This is a genomic window from Nonomuraea jiangxiensis (assembly GCF_900099965.1).
Classification (GTDB): Bacteria; Actinomycetota; Actinomycetes; order Streptosporangiales; family Streptosporangiaceae; genus Nonomuraea; species Nonomuraea jiangxiensis.
On the sequence record NZ_FNDJ01000027.1, the window covers coordinates 115,226 to 135,106 of the forward strand.

The 19,881-nt window shown below is 70.5% G+C and carries 22 protein-coding genes; 18 read left to right on the forward strand and 4 right to left on the reverse strand.

The annotated features are described in order from the left end of the window. Positions 1 to 14 precede the first annotated feature (14 nt). From BLS95_RS42185 to BLS95_RS42220, 8 genes are all read left to right on the forward strand, one after another. Entirely contained in the window at positions 15 to 797 is a 783-nt protein-coding gene (locus BLS95_RS42185; RefSeq protein ID WP_090945213.1) for a phosphatase, read from the forward strand. A gap of 312 nt (positions 798 to 1,109) precedes the next feature. After that, on the forward strand, positions 1,110 to 1,313 hold the full coding sequence (locus tag BLS95_RS42190) for a helix-turn-helix domain-containing protein (RefSeq protein WP_026214222.1): 204 nt from the start codon (positions 1,110 to 1,112) through the stop codon (positions 1,311 to 1,313). 173 nt (positions 1,314 to 1,486) lie between these two features. Then, a complete protein-coding gene (locus BLS95_RS42195) occupies positions 1,487 to 1,585 on the forward strand; it encodes a 30S ribosomal protein bS22 (protein WP_018654693.1) in 99 nt (32 codons plus the stop codon). A gap of 24 nt (positions 1,586 to 1,609) precedes the next feature. Further along, positions 1,610 to 2,605 carry an NAD-dependent epimerase/dehydratase family protein gene (locus BLS95_RS42200; RefSeq protein WP_090945214.1) on the forward strand — a complete coding sequence of 332 codons (996 nt, stop codon included), beginning with the start codon at positions 1,610 to 1,612 and terminating at the stop codon, positions 2,603 to 2,605. Then, entirely contained in the window at positions 2,602 to 3,498 is an 897-nt protein-coding gene (locus BLS95_RS42205; RefSeq protein WP_425434788.1) for a lysophospholipid acyltransferase family protein, read from the forward strand. Before BLS95_RS42200 ends, BLS95_RS42205 begins: the two co-directional genes overlap by 4 nt. A 64-nt stretch (positions 3,499 to 3,562) precedes the next feature. Next, positions 3,563 to 4,357 (forward strand): SDR family NAD(P)-dependent oxidoreductase, encoded by a 795-nt coding sequence (locus BLS95_RS42210; protein ID WP_090945216.1) that lies wholly within the window; start codon positions 3,563 to 3,565, stop codon positions 4,355 to 4,357. Between the two features lie 70 nt (positions 4,358 to 4,427). Then, positions 4,428 to 5,006 (forward strand): RNA polymerase sigma factor, encoded by a 579-nt coding sequence (locus BLS95_RS42215; RefSeq protein ID WP_090945217.1) that lies wholly within the window; start codon positions 4,428 to 4,430, stop codon positions 5,004 to 5,006. Positions 5,007 to 5,008: 2 nt separating this feature from the next. Further along, complete coding sequence (locus BLS95_RS42220; protein ID WP_090945218.1) at positions 5,009 to 6,025, forward strand: LCP family protein; 1,017 nt, start codon at positions 5,009 to 5,011, stop codon at positions 6,023 to 6,025. A 34-nt stretch (positions 6,026 to 6,059) separates the two neighbouring features. Here BLS95_RS42220 and BLS95_RS42225 read toward each other — a convergent pair whose 3' ends face one another. The 3 genes from BLS95_RS42225 to BLS95_RS42235 are packed head-to-tail and all read right to left on the reverse strand — an operon-like array spanning position 6,060 to position 8,292. Next, complete coding sequence (locus tag BLS95_RS42225; RefSeq protein WP_090945219.1) at positions 6,060 to 6,935, reverse strand: HAD family hydrolase; 876 nt, start codon at positions 6,933 to 6,935, stop codon at positions 6,060 to 6,062. A 17-nt stretch (positions 6,936 to 6,952) separates the two neighbouring features. Further along, positions 6,953 to 7,594, reverse strand: coding sequence for a DUF5667 domain-containing protein (locus BLS95_RS42230; protein ID WP_143044098.1), 642 nt, complete (start codon positions 7,592 to 7,594; stop codon positions 6,953 to 6,955). Between the two features lie 59 nt (positions 7,595 to 7,653). Next, a complete protein-coding gene (locus tag BLS95_RS42235; protein WP_090945221.1) occupies positions 7,654 to 8,292 on the reverse strand; it encodes a sigma-70 family RNA polymerase sigma factor in 639 nt (212 codons plus the stop codon). A 249-nt stretch (positions 8,293 to 8,541) separates the two neighbouring features. Between BLS95_RS42235 and BLS95_RS42240 the strand changes: the two genes are divergently transcribed. After that, the gene (locus tag BLS95_RS42240) at positions 8,542 to 10,044 is read left to right on the forward strand and encodes a putative quinol monooxygenase (RefSeq protein WP_143044099.1); all 1,503 of its coding nucleotides are present in this window, start codon (positions 8,542 to 8,544) and stop codon (positions 10,042 to 10,044) included. Between the two features lie 27 nt (positions 10,045 to 10,071). Here BLS95_RS42240 and BLS95_RS42245 read toward each other — a convergent pair whose 3' ends face one another. Continuing rightward, the gene (locus BLS95_RS42245; protein ID WP_090945223.1) at positions 10,072 to 10,308 is read right to left on the reverse strand and encodes a glutaredoxin family protein; all 237 of its coding nucleotides are present in this window, start codon (positions 10,306 to 10,308) and stop codon (positions 10,072 to 10,074) included. Positions 10,309 to 10,468: 160 nt separating this feature from the next. On the opposite strand from BLS95_RS42245, the gene BLS95_RS42250 reads away from it, so the two are divergent. The 9 genes from BLS95_RS42250 (at position 10,469) to BLS95_RS42290 (ending at position 19,831) form a co-directional block, all read left to right on the forward strand. Further along, positions 10,469 to 11,146 (forward strand): redox-sensing transcriptional repressor Rex, encoded by a 678-nt coding sequence (locus tag BLS95_RS42250; RefSeq protein WP_090945224.1) that lies wholly within the window; start codon positions 10,469 to 10,471, stop codon positions 11,144 to 11,146. Continuing rightward, positions 11,143 to 12,399, forward strand: coding sequence for a glutamyl-tRNA reductase (locus BLS95_RS42255; RefSeq protein WP_090945225.1), 1,257 nt, complete (start codon positions 11,143 to 11,145; stop codon positions 12,397 to 12,399). The genes BLS95_RS42250 and BLS95_RS42255 overlap by 4 nt, the downstream gene beginning before the upstream one ends. 23 nt (positions 12,400 to 12,422) lie before the next feature. After that, positions 12,423 to 13,295 carry a hydroxymethylbilane synthase gene (gene hemC, locus BLS95_RS42260; RefSeq protein ID WP_218136253.1) on the forward strand — a complete coding sequence of 291 codons (873 nt, stop codon included), beginning with the start codon at positions 12,423 to 12,425 and terminating at the stop codon, positions 13,293 to 13,295. Further along, positions 13,292 to 14,836 carry a bifunctional uroporphyrinogen-III C-methyltransferase/uroporphyrinogen-III synthase gene (locus BLS95_RS42265; RefSeq protein ID WP_090945227.1) on the forward strand — a complete coding sequence of 515 codons (1,545 nt, stop codon included), beginning with the start codon at positions 13,292 to 13,294 and terminating at the stop codon, positions 14,834 to 14,836. Before hemC ends, BLS95_RS42265 begins: the two co-directional genes overlap by 4 nt. After that, positions 14,833 to 15,816 (forward strand): porphobilinogen synthase, encoded by a 984-nt coding sequence (hemB, locus tag BLS95_RS42270; protein ID WP_090945228.1) that lies wholly within the window; start codon positions 14,833 to 14,835, stop codon positions 15,814 to 15,816. Before BLS95_RS42265 ends, hemB begins: the two co-directional genes overlap by 4 nt. Before the next feature lie 123 nt (positions 15,817 to 15,939). Beyond that, the gene (locus BLS95_RS42275) at positions 15,940 to 16,569 is read left to right on the forward strand and encodes a bifunctional DNA primase/polymerase (protein ID WP_090945229.1); all 630 of its coding nucleotides are present in this window, start codon (positions 15,940 to 15,942) and stop codon (positions 16,567 to 16,569) included. Between the two features lie 64 nt (positions 16,570 to 16,633). Then, on the forward strand, positions 16,634 to 17,923 hold the full coding sequence (hemL, locus tag BLS95_RS42280; RefSeq protein ID WP_090945257.1) for a glutamate-1-semialdehyde 2,1-aminomutase: 1,290 nt from the start codon (positions 16,634 to 16,636) through the stop codon (positions 17,921 to 17,923). Between the two features lie 239 nt (positions 17,924 to 18,162). After that, positions 18,163 to 19,083, forward strand: a complete 921-nt coding sequence (locus BLS95_RS42285; protein ID WP_090945230.1) for a LysR family transcriptional regulator — start codon at positions 18,163 to 18,165, stop codon at positions 19,081 to 19,083. Between the two features lie 109 nt (positions 19,084 to 19,192). Continuing rightward, positions 19,193 to 19,831 (forward strand): histidine phosphatase family protein, encoded by a 639-nt coding sequence (locus BLS95_RS42290; protein WP_090945231.1) that lies wholly within the window; start codon positions 19,193 to 19,195, stop codon positions 19,829 to 19,831. Positions 19,832 to 19,881: the final 50 nt, after the last annotated feature.

Consider the following 19,881-nt stretch of genomic DNA (forward strand, 5'->3'; position numbering starts at 1 on the left):
GAGAAAGAGAACTTGTGCTCAGCCGCGACGACCTTCGCGAGCATCTCGTATACACGCGTATAGCGGGCGATGTCGCGACCCCACGCGAGAACAATCTCGACCACTACAGTTCGCTGGCCAACGGCGATCCCTACTACATGCTGGGCCTGACCTACGACCAGCCATGGCCGTACCGGGACGTCCTGGCGCTGATGGCCAAGTCCGCGGGCGTGATCTCCGACCCCGGCCACCGCTGGGGCCAGGACACCATCGACCCCGACCTGACGATCGACGCGATCGACGCGATGGCCGAGCGCATCGCCTCGGTGCTGTCACGGGACAACCCGCGGGTGCTGTTCGCCACCGGGCACCCGACCGGCCTGCTCGCCATCCACATGCCGCTGGCCCGGCTCTGCGCCGAGCGCGGCGCGCTGCTGGTGACGCCGGGCGAGGGCTGGACGTACGCCGGGTCGAGCTTCGGCCGGCCGCGCGGGATCCGCTACATGGAGAGCGTGGCGATGCTCGACGACCGCGGCGGCTTCGTGCACACCCACGACGCGGCCCCGATGCGGCACATGCTCGGCGAGCTGGACGGGGAGAAGCCGGACCTGGTGATCGCCGACCACGGCTGGGCGGGAGCGGCCGCGGAGGCCGGAGTGCCGACCGTGGCGTTCGCCGACAGCAACGACCCCGGGCTCTTCGTCGGCGAGGCGGAGGGAAAAATTGACGTGGTCGTACCACTTGACGACAACGTGCTACCGCGCTATTACGCACCGTTGACGGAGCGGCTTGTCACTCAGGTCACACGAGCCCTTTGAGTTCGATTCGGTCCTCCCCATACCGTCTTTTCGCGCCTGCATTCCAAGGGGCTCGCTGTCCCTTTGCCAACTTTTGATGGGGCTCCGGAGACTCTTATGTGTGGCAGCTTGGACGGTTCCAACGTCCAGGCAAGGTGCTCAAACAGGCTGCTGGCCAGCGATTTCGCTGGTTCGGCTGACAGGTGGCTCCGTCAACTGAGAAAATAGGGGGTTTGCGCACTCGGAGTCCCGACTTACGCTGACGGCAGTACACGTGCGTGAGCAATGGCACCAGTGGGGATAACCCGGATACACGTGCGGAAGAGGCGTCCGATGGGTGCAGGCGAAAGACCTCTCAGTGAGGTGAAGTTCCTGACCGTGGCGGAAGTGGCCACGGTCATGAGGGTGTCCAAGATGACGGTGTACCGGCTCGTCCACTCTGGCGAGCTCCCGGCCATCCGAGTAGGCCGGTCGTTCAGGGTGCCTGAGCAGGCGGTACACGACTATCTTCGGGAGGCCTACATCGAGGCAGGTTGAAGTAGCGGCATGAAAGATCGTGTCGTGAATGCTGTCGCGGGAGAAGCCCGGTCGCCGCGACGCGACCGGGCTTCGACCCCCCTATGGGGCGATCTACCGTCGATCGCCGGTAGTCTGTGAGCCGGTGTGCGCTCGCACTCCGGTTCAGTCTTGTTTGAATACCTGGGGGTCCCGTGGGCTCTGTGATCAAGAAGCGCCGCAAGCGGATGGCTAAGAAGAAGCACCGCAAGCTGCTCAAGAAGACGCGCATCCAGCGGCGTAACAAAAAGTAACCTACGCAGCTGTGAGGCGCGCTGATGACCCACACCGTGCTTGTCACCGGGGTCTCGCGCCACATAGGCGCCCGGGTGGCAAGCGTTCTGGCGGCAGCCCCGGACATCAGCCGCGTCATTGGAGTTGACACCGTGCCGCCGCCCTCGCTGACTCGCGATGGCGGCATCTCCCTGGGCCGGACGGAGTTCGTCCGGGTGGATCTGCGCAGCCCCGACATCGCACAGGTGATCGCGGCCGCGGATGTTCACACCGTTGTGCACATGAGCCTGGTCAGCGCTCCGTCGAGGAGCGGGGGCCGGACGGCCATGAAGGAGCACAACGTGATCGGCACCATGCAACTGCTCGGTGCCTGCCAACGGTCGGCGACCGTGCGGCGTGTCGTGGTGCGCTCCACCACGGCCGTCTACGGCTCGTCGCCTCGGGATCCAGCGGTGTTCACCGAGGAGCTGGAGCCGCACGACGGCCCCAGCCACGGCTATGCGAAGGATGCCGTCGAGGTGGAGGGCTACGTGCGAGGCTTCGCGCGGCGCCGTCCCGACGTGACGGTGTCGCTGCTTCGCTTCGCCAATTTCATGGGTCCCGGCGTCGAGTCACCGCTGACCCGTTACTTCACCCAGCCGGTGCTGCCGACCGTGTTCGGCTTCGACCCGCGGCTGCAGTTCGTTCACGAGGACGACGCGGTCGAGGTGCTGCTCCGGATGGCGACAGAGGACCACCCCGGCACGTACAACGTGGCCGGGGCCGGTGTGCTGCTGCTCTCGCAGTGCGCCAGGAGGGCGGGACGGCCGTCGTTGCCGGTGCTCTCGCCCGCCTTCAAGGTGCTGGGCAACGCCGCCCGCAGGATGGGCCTGGTCGAATACTCGCCCGAGCAGCTCAGGCTGATGTGCCACGGCCGCGCGGTCGACACCGCCCGGCTTGAGGCCGAGCTCGGGTGGAAACCCAAGTTCACGACCGGGGCGGCCTTCGACGACTTCCTGCGCTCGCGTGGCCTGCGCCCGTTCGGAGGTGTACGCACTTGAGCGTTCCCCGCGAAGAGGCCCGGGTGATCCCGATCAGCGCGGCGCCGTCCTTCGAGCAACCCGATCCGGTGGCGGAGCTGCTCGCCCTGATCCGTCGGCGGATCACGGGCGACTACGAGGTCGACGAGTTCGGCTACGACGCCGAGCTGACCGACAAGGTGCTCCTGGAGCTGATCAGGCCGCTCTACAACCACTGGTTCAGGGTGGAGACGGTCGAGCTGAAGAACGTCCCGGTGGAGGGCGGCGCGCTCATCGTGGCCAACCACTCGGGCACGCTGCCGTTCGACGCGCTGATGATGCAGCTGGCGCTGCACGACGAGGCCGGCAGGCCGTTGCGGCTGCTCGGCGCCGACCTCGTCTACCAGCTTCCGGTGCTCAGCCATCTGTCCCGCAAGACGGGCCACACGCTGGCCTGCCGCGAGGACGCCGACCGGCTGCTGCGTGGGGGCGAGCTCGTCGGGGTGTTCCCCGAGGGCTTCAAGGGCATCGGCAAGCCCTTCTCCGATCGCTACAAGCTGCAGCGGTTCGGCCGCGGCGGGTTCGTGGCCTCGGCCCTGCGCACGGGCGTGCCCATCGTGCCGGTCGCGATCGTGGGCGCCGAGGAGATCTATCCCAAGATCGGTGACCTGAAGTCGCTGGCCCGGCTGCTGGGCCTGCCCTACCTGCCGATCACGCCGCTCTTCCCGCTGCTCGGGCCGCTGGGGCTGGTGCCGCTGCCGTCCAAGTGGATGATCGAGTTCGGCGAGCCCATCCGGACCGACGACTACGACCCGTCGGCGGCCGACGATCCCATGCTGGTGTTCAACCTCACCGACCACGTGCGGGAGGTCATCCAGCAGATGCTCAACGAGCTGGTGCTGCGCAGGGGGTACGCCTTCCCGCCCTTCATGTGAAACCTGGGGGGCGCCGGCGGTGTTCAACGGGGCGATTCGCTCACTGAACACCGGAAGGAACCCCATGGATCTTCAGCTCTCCGGCCGCGTCGCCGTCGTCACCGGCGCGTCCAAGGGCATCGGCCTGGCCGTCGCCCGCACCTTGGCCGAGGAGGGCGCGCACGTCGTGGCCGTCTCGCGGCGGCGTACCGACGCGTTGCCCGGCGAGGTCGTGCACGTGGCCGCCGACCTGATGGACCCGCAGGAGCACGCGCGGGTCGTGGGGCGGGCCGTGGCCGAGTTCGGCGGCCTGGACATCCTGGTCAACAACGCCGGCGGGCCGCCGCCCGGAGTGACGCTGCCCCGGGTCGGGTTCATGGCGCCCGACGACGAGGACTGGCGGGCGATGTTCGAGTTCAACCTGTTCTCGGTCGTCCGCATGATCCGCGCCGCCGTACCCGTCATGCTGGAGCGGGGCGGTGGCTCGATCGTCAACCTCTCCTCCACCATGGCCCGCCAGCCCGGCGCCATGAACGTCGACTACGCCGCCGCCAAGGCCGCCGTGAGCCACGTGAGCAAGGCCGTCGCCGAGGAGTACGGCCCGCGGGGCGTGCGCGTGAACACCCTCACGCCCGGCGCGGTGCTCACCGACTGGTGGACCAGGCCGGGCGGCGCCGCCGAGGTCATGGGGGCCATGGTCGGGGCGACGAAGGAGGACGTCGTCACCAAGGTCGCCCCCGAGATGCTGCGCATGGTCACCGGGCGCCTCGTGGACCCGCAGGAGATCGCCGACGCGGTCGCCCTGCTGGCCTCACCCCGCTCGGGCAGCACGACCGGCGCCGAGCTCGTCATCGACGGCGGCCAGCTCAAGGAGCTGTGACCGCCCGCGTGAACCCGGAGGGCGGGTTGCGGCAAGACATGCGTGACCGATTTCCCACAGAAGGGCGGAGATGATCACGCAACCCGCCACCAGGGGTGCGGATTCGGAGCTCGTGAGCGCCTCACTGACCGAACCCGAGGCGTTCGCGGAGCTTTTCGACCGCTACTCAGCCATGCTCTACAGGTACGTCTCCAAACGCCTCGGCCCCGAGCCCGCCGAGGACCTCGTCGGCGAGACCTTCCTGATCGCCTTCTCCCGCAGGCGGAGCTACGACCTGGCGATGCCGGACGCGAGGCCCTGGCTCTTCGGCATCCTCACCAAGCTCATCTCCCGGCACCACCGCGGTGAGGCCGCCCGCTACCGCGCCCTGCTGCGCGCCCCCGTCGAGGCCGAGGTGGAGTCGCCGGCCGACCGGGTGGCCGCGGGGGTGAGCGCCCAGGCCGTCCGGGCCGAGCTGGCCGGCGCCCTGGCCGCGCTGCCCGCCAAGGACCGCGACGTGCTGCTGCTGATCGCCTGGGGGGATCTCACGTACGAGGAGACGGCCCGGGCGCTCGCCATCCCGATCGGCACCGTGCGATCCCGTCTCAACCGTGGCAGGCGCAAGGTCCGGGCCGCGCTCGGCGACGCCAACCCCCTGGAGGAGGAGTGACGATGGACGACCTGAAGCTGCTCCGCGACCTGGGGACGGCGTTCGAGCACGAACCGCCCGCGACGCTCGCCCGCCAGCGCGAGCGCCTCCTGCGGGCCCGCCCGCGCGGAGGCGGGGTGGGTCGCTGGGTGAGCTGGTGGACGGCCGGGCTGGTGGCCGCCGCCACGGCCGTGGCGGTCGTGGTGCCCACCGTGCTGATCGGCGACCGCCACCCGGCCGCCCCGCCCGCGGGGACCGACTCCGTGGACGTGAGCGGCGCCATGAACGTGCTCCTGATCGGTTCCGACACCCGCCAGGGCGCCGGCAACGTCGAATACGGCCCTCGGATGGCCGATGCGGGGGCGCACTCCGACACCATCGTCATCCTGCACGTGCCCGCCGACCGGGGCAGCGCCGTCGCGGTCAGCGTGCCGCGCGACTCGATCGTCCGGATCCCGCGCTGCGGCTCGTCGCCGGCCAGGGAGGACATGATCAATTCCGCGTACCGTACGGGGGGCGCGGGCTGCCTCAGGACCACGCTGGAGACCCTGACGGGGCTGACCATCCGGCACACGGTGGAGGTGGACTTCGCGGGGTTCAAGAAGGTGGTCGACGCGCTCGGCGGCGTACAGGTGACGCTGCCCCGGCCGGTGGACGACCGGATGGCCAAGCTGCGGCTGCCCGCGGGCAGGTCGATGCTCGACGGCGAACAGGCGCTCGGCTACGTCCGCCTGCGCCGCTACGGCGCCGAGGGCTCCGACATCAGCCGGATCAAGCGCCAGCAGGAGCTCGTGCTCGCGACCCTGCAGCGGCTGCGGGACGCGTTGTTCGACCCCGGCAGGCTCAGGGCGTTCCTCGGGGTGATGCACGAGTCGGTCAGGACGGATCTGAGCCCCGAAGCGATGTACGAGCTGGCCGTAGGCATGTCGGAGACCAAGCTGACCTTCATGACCGTCCCCTGGCGGCCCCACCCCGACGATCCCAATAGGCTCGCGTGGCAGCAGCCGGACGCCGCCGAGCTCTTCAAGTCACTCGAATGACCCACCAGGGCCGCCCCTGAGGGAGCCGCGGGCTCTACCGCTGCGTGCGGTAGAGCTTGCGCAGGGCGATGCCCGCGGCCACGCCGCCCGCCACGGCTCCCACGCCCGCCGCGATGGGCAGGGCCGCCAGGGTGGCCTTGCGTCCGGTGCGGAAGTCCTTGATCGGCCAGGCGTGCTTTCTGGCGTGCTCGCGCAGCTCGGCGTCCGGGTTGATGGCCACGGCATGGCCGACCAGCGACAGCATCGGCAGGTCGTTGGCCGAGTCGCTGTAGGCCGTGCACCTGGTCAGGTCGAGTCCCTCACGGCGGGCCAGCGCCCGCACCGCCTCGGCCTTGGCGGGGCCGTGCAGCAGGTCGCCGACCAGCCGCCCGGTGTAGACGCCGTCGCTGCTCTCGGCGACCGTGCCGAGCGCGCCGGTCAGGCCGAGCCGCTGCGCGATGACCCTGGCCAGCTCGACCGGCGTGGCGGTGACCAGCCAGACCCGCTGGCCCGCGTCGAGGTGGTCCTGCGCGAGCGCCCTGGTGCCGCCCCAGATGCGGTCGGCCATGACCTCGTCGTAGATCTCCTCGCCGAGGCGCACCACGTCATCGACCTTGGCGCCCGCGACGAACGCCAGCGCCGTCTCCCTGGCCACCGCGATGTGCTCGGGGTTCTCGTTGCCACGCAGCCGGAACACCGCCTGCCCCACGGCGAACTTCAGCAGGTCGGACGACGTGAACAGGCCACGCGTGGCCAGCCCCCTGGCGAAGTGGTAGATCGAGGCGCCGCGCATCATCGTGTTGTCCACGTCGAAGAAGGCCGCGGCCTGGAGGTCCGGCTGGGCCGGGGCGACGGTGACCGCCGCCTGGGCCGCGGCCTCCCCGGCGGCCCGGGGCTCCGGTTCTTGTCGTCGTCGGATTAGCCGCCACATGGGCTCAGCTTACTGACCTAGTTCGGGACGACCAGACCCTCGATATAGTCAAGATAGCCTTCTGCCTGGACCGCCTCGGCCTCGTTGAGCTGCGTCAACATGGGCCCCACGACCTCTTTCTGGTCCCTTGCGAAGGACTTGATCTTCGGCGAGCGCGGCTCGACCCGTTCCAGTCGGCTGATCCCCGCCCGCGTGGACTCCTCCATGTCCTTGAGCGTCCTGCTGACCAGCGGCCCGTCGACGGACGAACCCAGCAGGCTGGCCACCTCCTTGGCGCGGGTCTTGGCCGAGTCCAGCTCGCGCTGGCCGCGTTCGGCGTCGTCGGTGCTCAGGTGGACGAGGGTGCTCTCCGCCGCGCGCTTGAGCGGGTAGAGCGAGTCTCCCGGCACCGCCTGGTAGGTGGCGAAGGCCGAGACCATCATGGCCGCCGCCAGCCCCAGCGTGGCGAGCTGCGACAGGACCGGCCGGCGGCGTACGGGCCGGCGGTGGCGGGGACGGTGCCTGACGTGGTGGACCGGCTCGTCGGTGAGCTCCCCGGACAGGAGCTGCGCGCGCAACCGGGCCCGGAAGGCGGGCTCCGGGTCGGCGCCGAGCGGGAGCCGTCCCAGCTCCACGAGGTGTTCGAGCACGCGCTCCCGTCGCCTGCTCGCCCTACTCATGGACTGCTCCTAGACGGTCCCGACGTGACACCTGCCTAACGAGAGGCGGATGGGGGAGGTTACGCCAGGTCGTTCTTAAGTGCCCTGGCCAGCGAGCGGACGGCCCTGAACTGCAGCGCTTTGATCGCTCCACTCTTCTTCCCCATGATCAGCGCGGTTTCCGCGAGCGAGAGGCCGTGCAGGAAGCGCAGGACCACACATTCCTGCTGTTCAGGATTGAGATCTCGGACGGCCCGCAGTATGCGGTCGTTGATGATGGCCGTGACCACGGCGTTCTCCGGGATGTGCGAGCCGTCGAGCGGGACGTCGATGACTTCACCGGTGGGTATCTCCAGCCGGTAGCGGCCGGACTTGAAGTGGTCGGTCACCAGGTTTCGCGCGATGGTCACGAGCCAGGCGCCGAAGTCGCGGCCCTGCCAGGTGAAGTCGGCGATCCTGCGCAGCGCGCGCAGGAAGGTCTCGCTGGTCAGGTCCTCGGCCAACGGGTGTGAGCCGACCCTGAAGTAGATGTATCGGTAGACGAGATCCACGTAGCGGTCGTAGAGCGTGCCAAAGGACTCCGAGCAGCCGCTCTTGGCATGCATCACCAGCGTACGGAGGTCGTCGGGCACTTCGTCGCGCACGGCGAGCTCGCCCGTCCGGGCAGGTCCAGCGACCGCTGGCGCTAACAGCCCGGCGAACGGTGACGAGTCAGGCATCCGGTATCCCTAGGGGTAAGGGGTGCGGCGTGCTCGAACACTCTAGAAATCAACCGGAAAATCCACAATCCACGGCATGCTTGCATGACTTGGCGTAATCGCCAGATACCGTGGAGGCGCACACCCCGCTACCCGCAGGTTCATGCCCCGCTGCCTGCGGTGAGCCGCCGGATGTGACCTGCCCCGGACCGACCGGTTCCCGCTTCGGCTACCGGCGGGGAGGCAACGTCCGGCAGCATTGGAGTCACCATGGAGATCCTCGTTGCTGTCATAGCGTTCGCCGGTGCGCTTCTCGCGGCGGTCGCGGCCGGTGCCCTGATTCAACGACTGCGCGACGATCCCGAGGGGTGGTTGATCGCCTGGACCGTTGCAGTCGTGTCCCTCTGCCTGTCGCTGGGCGTGATCGGCATCGGGGGCGTCCTGGGGTTCGGCGGCTTCACGTTCCGGATCTACCAGGTGACCGGATCGCTGCTCGCGCCGCTCTGGCTGGGCGTCGGGCTGGTGCAGCTGCTGGCGGAGAAGGTGCCGCCGAGGTTCCTGGCGTGGCTGTTCGGCACCGCGCTGACCGTCGTCGCCGCCGCGATCATGGTCTTCGACCCGCTCAAGAGCGACGACATGAGCAGGACGCTGCCCGCCGCCGCGGATTTCTGGGGGCTGATCCCCGGCTACCTGCTGATCGGCGTGCACGTCATCGCCGTGCTGCTCATGCTGGCCATGCTGGTCGTCGCCGGGCTCAAGTGGCGCAACGGCGACGAATACGACACCGACAACCTGCACGCGTCCCTGGTCATCGTCCCGTCGGGGATGGCGCTCGTGGGCGCGATGCGGTTCGCGGTGCCGCCGCTGTTCACCACGGCGCTGCTTCTGGTGGCCGCCGCCGCGGTCTGGTACACCGTGCTGCGGCCGCTGGCGCCGTACGAGGACGACGACGAGGACGACTTCGCTCCGGACCGCGAGGAGCGCGTCCCGCGCCGCGACGATCGCTCTCAGCGCCGCGAGGAGGCCCTTCAGTATCGCGAGGAGCCCAGCATGGCGCAGATGCCACCCGGCGAGCGGCCGATGTACCGCGACGAGCGGGTGGGCCGGCGCGGCGTGCCCGAGCCCATGCCGGCCCCCGACCTGCCTCCCTCGCCGCCGCCGCGCAGGGCGTCGGGGCTGGGCGACCTCGTGGCCGAATACCGCGCGGGCGACCAGGAGGTCGACTACGCCGCGCGCATGGCGGCCCCGCCCGAAGGGGGCCCCGCGACCGGCTACATCATGAGCGGCGGCCCGGGCCAGCGCCCCGACTACGGCATGCCGGCGACCGGCGTGGTCTACCCCGGCGCCGACGTGTTCTCACCGGCACCGAAGCCGGCACCGCAGCCGGTCCCGCAGCCGGTCCCGCAGCCGGCGCCGCAGCAGCAGCCCGCCTCCAGCAGGCCGCTGCCGACGATCTACGGCCTGCTGACCGTGTTCACGATCATGGACGGGGCGGGCGACGCGTTCGACCGGCTGGCCGAGGCGACGGTCGAGGCCGTACGCCGCGGCGAGCCCGACACGCTCGTGTACGCCTGCCACGCGGTGAAGTCGGCCCCCCTGCAGCGCATCGTCTACGAGCTCTACCGGGACGAGGTGGCCTACCGCGACCACCAGCGCCAGCCGCACGTCGAGAGGTTCGTCAACGAGCGGCAGGCCATGGTGCTGGCCACCAACGTCATCGAGCTCAACGTCAACGCCGCGAAGGTGGTGCCGCTGCCGACGGCGATGTTCTGATCGCCCCCGCGGTGAGGCCGGCGCTGATCAGTCGCTCAGCGCGGCCCGCAGCCGGCCCTCGTCGACCCGCCAGAAGTCGTGCTGCACGCCGTCGATCAGCGTGACCGGGATCATCTCCCAGTACTTCTCCCGCAACTCGGCCGAGGTCTCGATGCTGACCTCCTCCCAGGGGACGCCGAGGTCGCCCGCAACCCTGGCGATGACCTCGCGGGCGTCCTCACACAGGTGGCAGCCGGGCTTGCCGAGCAACGTGATGTGGTGCATGGGGCCACGTTATGCGAGTCGCGCGGGTCGCCGGCATGCCGGCGGCGCCGCTCCGGACCGCCGTGACTTTGTGCATCGGTTCACAAAGGGATTAACCTGAAAGACGGTTCGATTCCGTTCACGCGGTCCCCAAGCCGCCCGTCCCCTGGAGCTCCGGCACGTGAAGAGCCCGTCCCAACCCCGTGACCGCGGCATTCCCGAGGCGACGGTCGCACGGCTGCCGTTGTACCTGCGGGCGCTGCACGGGATGGCCGAGCGGGGCATCGCCACCGTCAGCTCCGAGGATCTGGCCGCCGCCGCCGGGGTCAATTCCGCTAAATTGCGCAAAGACCTGTCACACCTCGGCTCCTACGGCACCCGCGGCGTAGGCTATGACGTGGAATACCTCGTGTACCAGATCTCCCGTGAGCTCGGCCTGACCCAGGACTGGGCTGTCGCGATCGTGGGGGTCGGTAACCTCGGCCGGGCGCTGGCCAACTACGGAGGGTTCGTCTCCAGGGGCTTCCGGGTGGCGGCGCTCGTCGACGCCGACCCCGAAATCGTGGGCGACACCATCGCGGGGTTGAATGTTGAGCACATCGACGAACTGGAAGCCGTGATCAAGCGGCGTGGAGTCTCGATCGTGGTTCTGGCGACACCCGCGGCGGCGGCGCAGGAAGTGTGTGATCGCGTGATTGGCGTGGGTGTGACCAGCATCCTGAACTTCGCCCCCGTTGTGCTGTCTGTGCCGGAAGGCGTCGATGTCCGTAAGGTTGACTTGTCAATAGAACTGCAGATTCTCGCGTTCCACGAGCAGCGCAAAGCGGGGGGGCCACTCATGGCGGTGGACGGTCAATGAGTGTTCTGGCTATCGGACTGAGTCATCGGACCGCGCCGGTGGCACTTCTCGAGCGTGTGTCCCTGACGGGTGACGCCCTCGTCAAGTTCCTCCACGACGTCCAGCAGGACGTCAACGTCGCGGAGACGATGGTGGTCTCGACCTGCAACCGGGTCGAGCTCTACGTCGCGGTCGACCGTTTCCACCCCGCCGTCACCTCCGTCGGCCGGCTGCTGGGCCTGCACACGGGCGTCCCGGTCGAGGAGCTGACGCCGCATCTCTACGTGCACTTCGAGGAACGCGCCGTCGAACACCTGTTCTCGGTGGTCTGCGGCCTCGACTCCATGGTCGTCGGCGAGGGCCAGATCCTCGGCCAGGTCCGCCAGGCGCTCAAGCTGGGGCAGCGGCAGGGCACCGTCGGCGCCACCCTCAACGAGCTGGTCCAGCAGGCACTGCGGGTGGGCAAGCGGGCCCACCACGACACCGGCATCGACCAGGCCGGCGCCTCCCTCGTCTCCGCCGGCCTGGCTCTGGCGGGCGACCTGGCCGGGCGGCGCGCCCTGGTGGTCGGCGCGGGCTCCATGAGCTCGCTGGCCGCCGTCACGCTGGCGCGTGCCGGGGTCACCGACATCGTCGTGGCCAACCGTACGTACGAGCGGGGCGTCCGGCTGGCCGAGTCCGTGGGCGGCCGGGCGGTGGAGTTCGCCTCCGTGGCCCGGGAGCTCGGCTCCGCCGACATCGTCATCACCTGCACGGGCGCGGGCCGCCATCTCATCACGGCCGACATGCTCACCCGGGGCGCGTTCCTGCTGGACCTGGCGTTGTCACATGACATCGACCCCGAGGTACGCTCTGTGCCGGGCGTCATGCTGGTCGACCTGGAGACCATCCAGCAGTCGGGCATCGGCTCGCGGGAAGGAGACGCGGTCGATTCCGTGCGCGCGCTGGTCGCCGAGGAGCTGCGGGCCTACCTCGACGCCGAGCGCGCGGCCAGGGTGACCCCGACGGTGGTGGCGCTGCGCAGTAAGGCGGCGGGCGTGGTCGAGTCCGAGCTCGGCCGCCTCCTGATGCGTGTTCCCGACCTCGACGAGCGGGCGAGGGACGAGGTGGCCATGACCGTCCAGCGCGTCGTCGACAAGCTGCTGCACGAGCCCACCGTGCGTGTCAAGCGGCTGGCCGCCTGCCCAGGAGGCGATCATTATGCCGAGGCGCTGCGCGAGCTGTTCAATCTGGATCCGAAGCTGCCCGAGGCCGTGAGGGAGGTCGAGCTGTGAGGCTGGGAACCCGCCGGAGCCTGATGGCGACCACGCAGTCCCAGATGGTCGCCGACGCCTACACCGAGCGCACCGGGCGCGCGATCGAGCTGGTGGGCGTCACGACGTTCGGCGACGTGACCAAGGCCCACCTGGCGCAGCTCGGCGGCACCGGCGTCTTCGTCAGCGCGTTGCGCGACAAGCTGCTCGAAGACGAGATCGACTTCGCCGTGCACTCGCTGAAGGACCTGCCGACCAAGCAGGACCCCCGCTTCACCCTGGCCGCGATCCCGGCCCGGCACGACCACCGCGACGCGCTGGTCGGCCCGCACAAGTTCGCCGACCTCGCCCCCGGCGCCAGGGTCGGCACCGGCTCTCCGCGCCGGATCGCCATGCTCAGCGCGCTGCGCCCGGACCTCGAATACGTCCCGATCCGCGGCAACGCCGACACGCGCATCGGCAAGGTCGCCTCGGGCGAGCTCGACGCGGTCGTACTGGCCTCCGCCGGGCTGCACCGGATCGGCCGGGACGCCGACATCGCGCAGATCTTCGAGGTCGAGGAGCTGCTGCCCGCTCCCGGCCAAGGCGCGCTGGCCGTGGAGTGCCGCGCCGACCGCCCCGACCTGATCGCCTTCCTCGGCGTGCTCGACGACGCCCCCACCCGCTCCGCCGTGACCGCCGAGCGCTCCCTGCTCAACGCGCTCGAGGCCGGTTGCTCGGCACCGGTGGGTGCTTTCGCGTCCGATGACGGGCACACTCTGAACCTGACCGCAGTGGTCGTCGCGCTCGACGGCCGCGAGGCGGTCCGCAAGTCCGCCGCCGGCTCTCCTTCGGAGGCTGTCACCCTGGGCCGCCTCCTGGCGGCCGAGATGATCGCCGAAGGAGCCGACAGATTGATGGGGGAGCATTCCCATTGAGCTCCGATAGTCCAACCTCCGGATTCGTCGCGTTCGTCGGCGCGGGTCCCGGCGATCCCAACCTGCTCACCCTCCGCGCGGCCGAGCTGCTCGGCAGGGCCGACGCGGTGGTGCTCGACGAGGAGGCGCAGGCCCCGCTGCTGCACCATTGCCGCGAAGGCGTCGAGATCGTCGAAGGCGACTTCGTCAAGCGGGCCAAGGGCGGCGGGCTCGTGGTACGCCTGTGCGCGGGCGATCCGATGCTGTTCTCCTCGATCATCGAGGAGGTCGCGGCCTGCGCCGCGGCGGAGGTGGACTTCGAGATCGTGCCCGGCGTGCCGCCCGCGACCGCCGTGCTCACCTACGCGGGCATCCCCGCGGCCACGTCCGTGCCGGAGTTCCGGGTCGTCGACGCCTCCCAGGAGCAGGACTGGGCCGTCCACGCGGCCTGCCGGGGCACGCTGGTGATCTATCACGGCATCGACGACGCCGTGGCCATCGGCAAGGCGCTCATCGCCGGGGGCAAGCCCGACACCACGCCCGTCGCGGTCAGCAGCGGCGGCACCACCACCGAGCAGTACACCGTCGTGTCCTCGCTCGGCAGGCTCCAGGTCGACCTCAAGCACGCCGGGTTCACCGAGCCGGCGCTGATCGTGGTCGGCGAGGCCGTGACGCTGCGTGACAAGCTGTCGTGGTTCGAGACCAAGCCGCTGTTCGGCTGGCGGGTGCTCGTCCCCCGTACGAAGGAGCAGTCGCGGAGCCTGTCCGATCAGCTCGTCGCCTACGGCGCGGTGCCGGAGGAGGTGCCGACCATCTCGGTCGAGCCGCCCCGCACGCCGCAGCAGATGGACCGCGCGATCAAGGGCCTGGTCACCGGGCGCTACGAGTGGGTGGCCTTCACCAGCGCCAACGCCGTCAAGGCCGTACGCGAGAAGTTCGAGGAATACGGCCTGGACGCGCGGGCCTTCGCCGGGCTCAAGGTGGCCGCCGTGGGCGACGCGACGGCGCGGGCCCTGGTCGAGTTCGGGGTCAAGCCCGACCTGCTGCCCTCGGGGGAGCAGTCGTCCGAGGGGCTGGTGGCCGAGTGGCCGCCCTACGACTCGATGCTCGACCCGATCAACCGGGTGCTGCTGCCGCGGGCCGACATCTCCACCGACACGCTCGTGGCCGGGCTCACCGAGCTGGGCTGGGAGTGCGACGACGTCACCGCGTACCGGACCGTGCGGGCGGCGCCGCCGCCCGCGCCCATCCGGGAGGCGATCAAGGGCGGCGGCTTCGACGCCGTGCTCTTCACCTCCTCCTCCACGGTGCGCAACCTGGTGGGCATCGCGGGCAAGCCGCACAACGTCACCGTGATCGCCGTCATCGGGCCGCAGACGGCCAAGACGGCCGAGGAGTTCGGGCTCCGGGTCGACGTCATGGCCGACAGGCCGTCCGCGTCCGCGCTGGCCTCCGCGGTGGCCGAATATGGAGCCAAGCAGCGCCAGGCGGCCCTGGCCGCGGGTGACACCCCGCGCCGGCCCTCACAGAATCGCCGGGGCGCCAGAAGGAGAGGCAAATGAGCGCGCACTATCCGGTCGCCCGCCCCCGCAGGCTGCGCCGCACCCCCGCGCTGCGCCGGATGGTGGCGGGCACCCGGCTGCACCCGGCCGACCTGATCCTGCCCATGTTCGTCAAGGAAGGCATCACCGAGCCGCAGCCGGTGGCCTCGATGCCGGGTGTCGTGCAGCACACCCGCGACTCGCTGCGCAAGGCCGCCCACGAGGCGGCCGCGGCCGGCGTGGGCGGGCTGATCCTGTTCGGGATCCCCGCGGTCAAGGACGCGCGCGGCTCGGCCGCCGACGACCCCGACGGGATCCTGCAGAAGGCGCTGCGTGACGTGACCGCCGAGGTCGGCGACGCTACCGTGGTCATGGCCGACACCTGCCTGGACGAGTTCACCGACCACGGGCACTGCGGCATCCTGACGCCCTCCGGCGACGTGGACAACGACCTCACGCTGGAGCGGTACGCCTCGATCGCGGTGGCCCAGGCGGCCGCCGGGTCGCAGATGGTGGCGCCGAGCGGGATGATGGACGGCCAGGTGGGAGTGATCAGGGCGGCCCTCGACGGGGCCGGCTACGCGCACGTCCCGATCCTGGCCTACACGGCGAAATACGCCTCAGCCTTCTACGGCCCGTTCCGCGACGCCGCCGAGTGCGCGCCGCAGTTCGGCGACCGCAGCACCCACCAGCAGGACCCCGCGGGGCCGCTGGAGGAGGCGCTGCGCGAGGTCCGCCTGGACCTGGCCGAGGGGGCCGACGTGGTCATGGTCAAGCCCGCGCTGGCCTACCTGGACGTCATCACGCGCTTCCGCGACGAGGTGGACGTGCCGGTGGCGGCCTACCAGGTGAGCGGCGAATACGCCATGGTCGAGGCGGCCGCGGCCAACGGCTGGGTGGACCGTGAGCGGATGATCCTGGAGTCGCTGGTCGCCATCAAGCGCGCCGGGGCCGACCTGATCCTCACATACTGGGCCACGGAAGTGGCACGCCGCCTCTAACCAAGGGGTTTCCCGTCAACTCCTGAGACGCGTGCGTTAGAGTGCGATGACAAGTGCTGGTGTGTCCTGCGAGGCGTGTGCCCGGGACCCCTTCTTGCGCTTGTGAGTTCGACGGGAGACACCATGGTGGGGGTACCACTGGTTCGGCGTACCAGAAAGCGGTCGCGGCCGACGCGAATCGGCTCTGTTCTCGAATACGCCGCCCTGGGGTGGCCCGTCGTGCCCGGGGCATATCCGCTGCGTGAGGGGCGGCGCGCGTGCTCCTGTGACCGCCTCGGCTGTCCCGACCCCGGTGCCCATCCGCTGTCCCCCGCCTGGCACATGCAGGCCACGACGGACCCCGCCCAGCTCACGCGCTGGTGGCAGGCCGAGCCCGAGGCCAACGTGATCCTGCCCACGGGGCGCGTGTTCGACGTCTTCGACGTACCCCTCGCCGCCGGCCTGTCGGCCCTCACCCGGATCGACGCCGACGGAGCCCAGCCAGGCCCGGTCGCCGCCAACGGTGACCGGGTCCTGTTCTATGTGGCCACCCGGGGCAACCCGGAGGACGAGGACGAGTGGTGGTCGTGCCACCTGGACTGCGATCCGGCGACGATCGACGACACGCCGGGGCTGCGCTGGCACTGCCGCGACAGCTACGTCCTGGCGCCGCCCTCGACCCTGCCCACGGGCCAGCCGGTCACCTGGCTCCGGCCCCCGGCCGACCGGCCGCTGCCCGACCCGCTGCTCCTGCTGGAGTGGCTCGCCGACTGAGCGGGCGTTCCCCGGCGCCGAGGTGCCGACCGGGGCGCCGGAGCGCGCGGCTAACCTGGTGCGCGTGAGCCGTACACAGAACTCCGAAGACCTGTTCGCCCGCGCCCGCCGGATCGTGCCGGGAGGGGTCAACTCGCCGGTGCGCGCGTTCGGCGCGGTGGGTGGCACGCCGCGCTTCATGGTCTCCGGCCAGGGCCCCTACATCACCGACGCGGACGGCAACCGCTACGTGGACCTGGTCTGCTCCTGGGGCCCGATGATCCTCGGGCATCGCCACCCCGCGGTGGTCGAGGCCGTCTCCGAGGCGGCCGCGAACGGGTTCTCCTACGGCACCGCCACCCCAGGCGAGGTCGAGCTGGCCGAGGAGATCGTGGCCAGGGTGGCGCCGGTGGAGAAGGTGCGGCTGGTCAGCTCCGGCACCGAGGCGACGATGTCCGCCGTACGGCTGGCCCGCGGCTTCACCGGACGGTCCAAGGTGATCAAGTTCGCCGGGTGCTACCACGGGCACGTGGACGCGCTGCTGGCCGCGGCCGGGTCCGGGGTGGCGACGTTCGGGCTGCCGGACACGCCGGGCGTGACGGGGGCGTCGGCGGCGGACACGATCGTGCTGCCGTACAACTCCGTCGAGGCCGTCGAGGCGGCCTTCGCGGCGGGGGACGTCGCGTGCGTCATCACCGAGGCGTGCCCGGCGAACATGGGCATCGTCCCGCCGCGCGAGGGCTTCAACGCGCGCCTGCGCGAGCTGTGCACGGCCCACGGGGCGCTGCTCATCGTGGACGAGGTGCTGACGGGCTTCCGCGTCTCCCCCTCCGGCTGGTACGGCCTGGACCCGGTGGAGGCGGACCTCATGACGTTCGGCAAGGTCATGGGCGGCGGGTTGCCCGCGGCGGCGTTCGGCGGCCGGGCGGACGTCATGGCCCACCTGGCGCCCGAGGGGCCCGTCTACCAGGCGGGCACGCTGTCCGGCAACCCGCTGGCGTGCGCCGCCGGCCTGGCCACGCTGCGCGCCCTGGACGCCGGCGCCTACGCGAAGGTGGACGCCGCCTCGCTGGCGGTGGGCCGGGCGGCCACCGAGGCGCTCACGGCGGCGGGTGTGCCGCACCGGTTGCAGCGGGCGGGCAACCTGTTCTCGATCTTCTTCACCGACGCCGAGGTGACCGACTTCGCCGCGGCCAAGACGCAGAACACGGCGGCGTTCACCGCGTTCTTCCACGCGATGCTGGACCGGGGTGTCTATCTGCCGCCGTCGGCGTTCGAGGCGTGGTTCCTGTCGGCCGCGCACGACGACGAGGCGCTCGGCCGCGTCGCCGACGCCCTTCCTGACGCGGCCAAGGCGGCGGCCGCGGTCCTGTAGCCGAGGGAGAGGGCTTCGGCGGTGGCCGCCGCTCGGGCGGCCCTGCCGCACCCGCTCAGCGAGCGGGCTTCTGGTAGCGAATGCGCTGCTCGCGGGCCTGCTCGGCGAGCGCCTTGAGGTAGGAGGTGGTGCTGGACTGCTGCTGCTTCGTCTTGAGGATTCTCATGCAACTATTTTCATCCGCTACACATTCAACGACAAGCGAGACTTTCTACGCTAAACCGTTTAGAGTGCCTTACATGTTGGACTTGAACCGGCTCAAGGCTCTTCACGCAGTTCACGTCTACGGTTCGGTCGGCGCGGCGGCGGACGCGCTCATGGTCACCCCGTCCGCTGTGTCGCAGCAGATCGCCAAGCTGGAGCGGGAGACCGGGGCCAGGCTCATGGAGCGCAACGGCCGCGGCGTGCGGCTGACCGACGCCGCCGGGCTGCTGGCCGAGCACGCCGAGCGCATCCTCGCCCTCGTGGAGACCGCGGAGGCGGACTTCGAGGCGCTGCGTGGCGAGGTCGTCGGCCGGCTCAACGTCGGGGCCTTCGCCACCGCGGCCCGCGGCCTCATGCCCGGCGCGCTGGTCTCGCTCAGGACCCGCCACCCCGACCTGTGGGTGCAGCTCAACGAGCGCGAGCCGGAGCGGGTGGTGCGCGAGGTGGCCAGGGGCGAGCTGGACCTGGGCGTGATCCAGGACTGGCTCAACCGGCCCATGGCGCTGCCCGAGGGCCTGTCCAAGGCCACGCTGCTCGACGACATCGCCGACGTGGCCGTCCCCGCGGACCATCCGCTGGCCGGCAAGAGGGAGCTGGAGCTGGCCGAGCTGCACGGCGAGCGGTGGATCAGCTCCACGCCCGGCACGGTCTGCCACGACTGGCTGGTCTTCACCCTGCGCAACGCCTCGCTGGAGCCGGTGGTCGCCTGCATGGCCGACGAATACCCGACCCAGCTCGCCCTGGTGGCGGCCGGCCTCGGCTGCGCGATCGTGCCCAGGCTCGGGCGTGACTGCGTGCCGGACAACGTGCGCCTCATCCCGATCAGGCCGCGCCAGACCCGCCGCATCTACGCCCTGTGGCGGACGGACGCGGCCCGCAGACCCGCGATCAGGGCCATGGTCGAGGCGCTGGCGGAGGTCAGCAGGACGCAGGAGAACGCCTGGGCGGTCAGCTAGCCGGGCGCGACGCCCGCCATGCCCGGACCTCGCATCGGTCATGATCCACCCGCTCGCCCAGCGGGCCCCGGCGACCCGGCCCGCCGGAGCGACTAGGCTGTGCCACACCATGGCTGAAACCACCGTCGTCCACCTGCTGCGCCACGGTGAGGTGCACAATCCCGCCGGCATCCTTTACGGCAGACTGCCCGGATACCACCTGTCCGAGACAGGTCAGCTCATGGCCGAGACGGTCGCCAAGGCGGTCGGAGGCCGTGACATCGTCGCGCTCTACAGCTCACCGCTCGAACGCGCCCTGGAGACCGCCGCGCCCCTCTCCGACAAGCTCGGCATCGAGGTCGTCCGCGACGCCCGCCTGATCGAGGCGGGCAACCTGCTGGAGGGCAGCACGGTGGGGCAGGGCTACGGCCTGCTGCGCAACCCACGCAACTACCGCTATTTCTGGAATCCGCTGCGCCCTTCCTGGGGTGAGCCCTATCCGGTCATCGTCCGGCGCATGCGGTCGGTGATCGACGAGGCCAGGCAGGCGGCGCGCGGGCACGAGACGGTGCTGGTCAGCCACCAGCTCCCGATCTGGGCGATCAGGTGCGCGGCCGAGGGGCGTCGGCTCTGGCACGACCCACGGCGCAGGCAGTGCTCGCTGGCCAGCATCACCACACTGACGTTCGACGGCGATCGCCTGGTCAGCATCGGCTACAGCGAGCCCGCCGGGTCGCTGCGCGCGGGTCCCTCCATCCCCGGAGCCTGATCGGCTCCCCGGTGTCCGGGGCGCCTGGCCCCGACGGTAGAGTTGCAAGC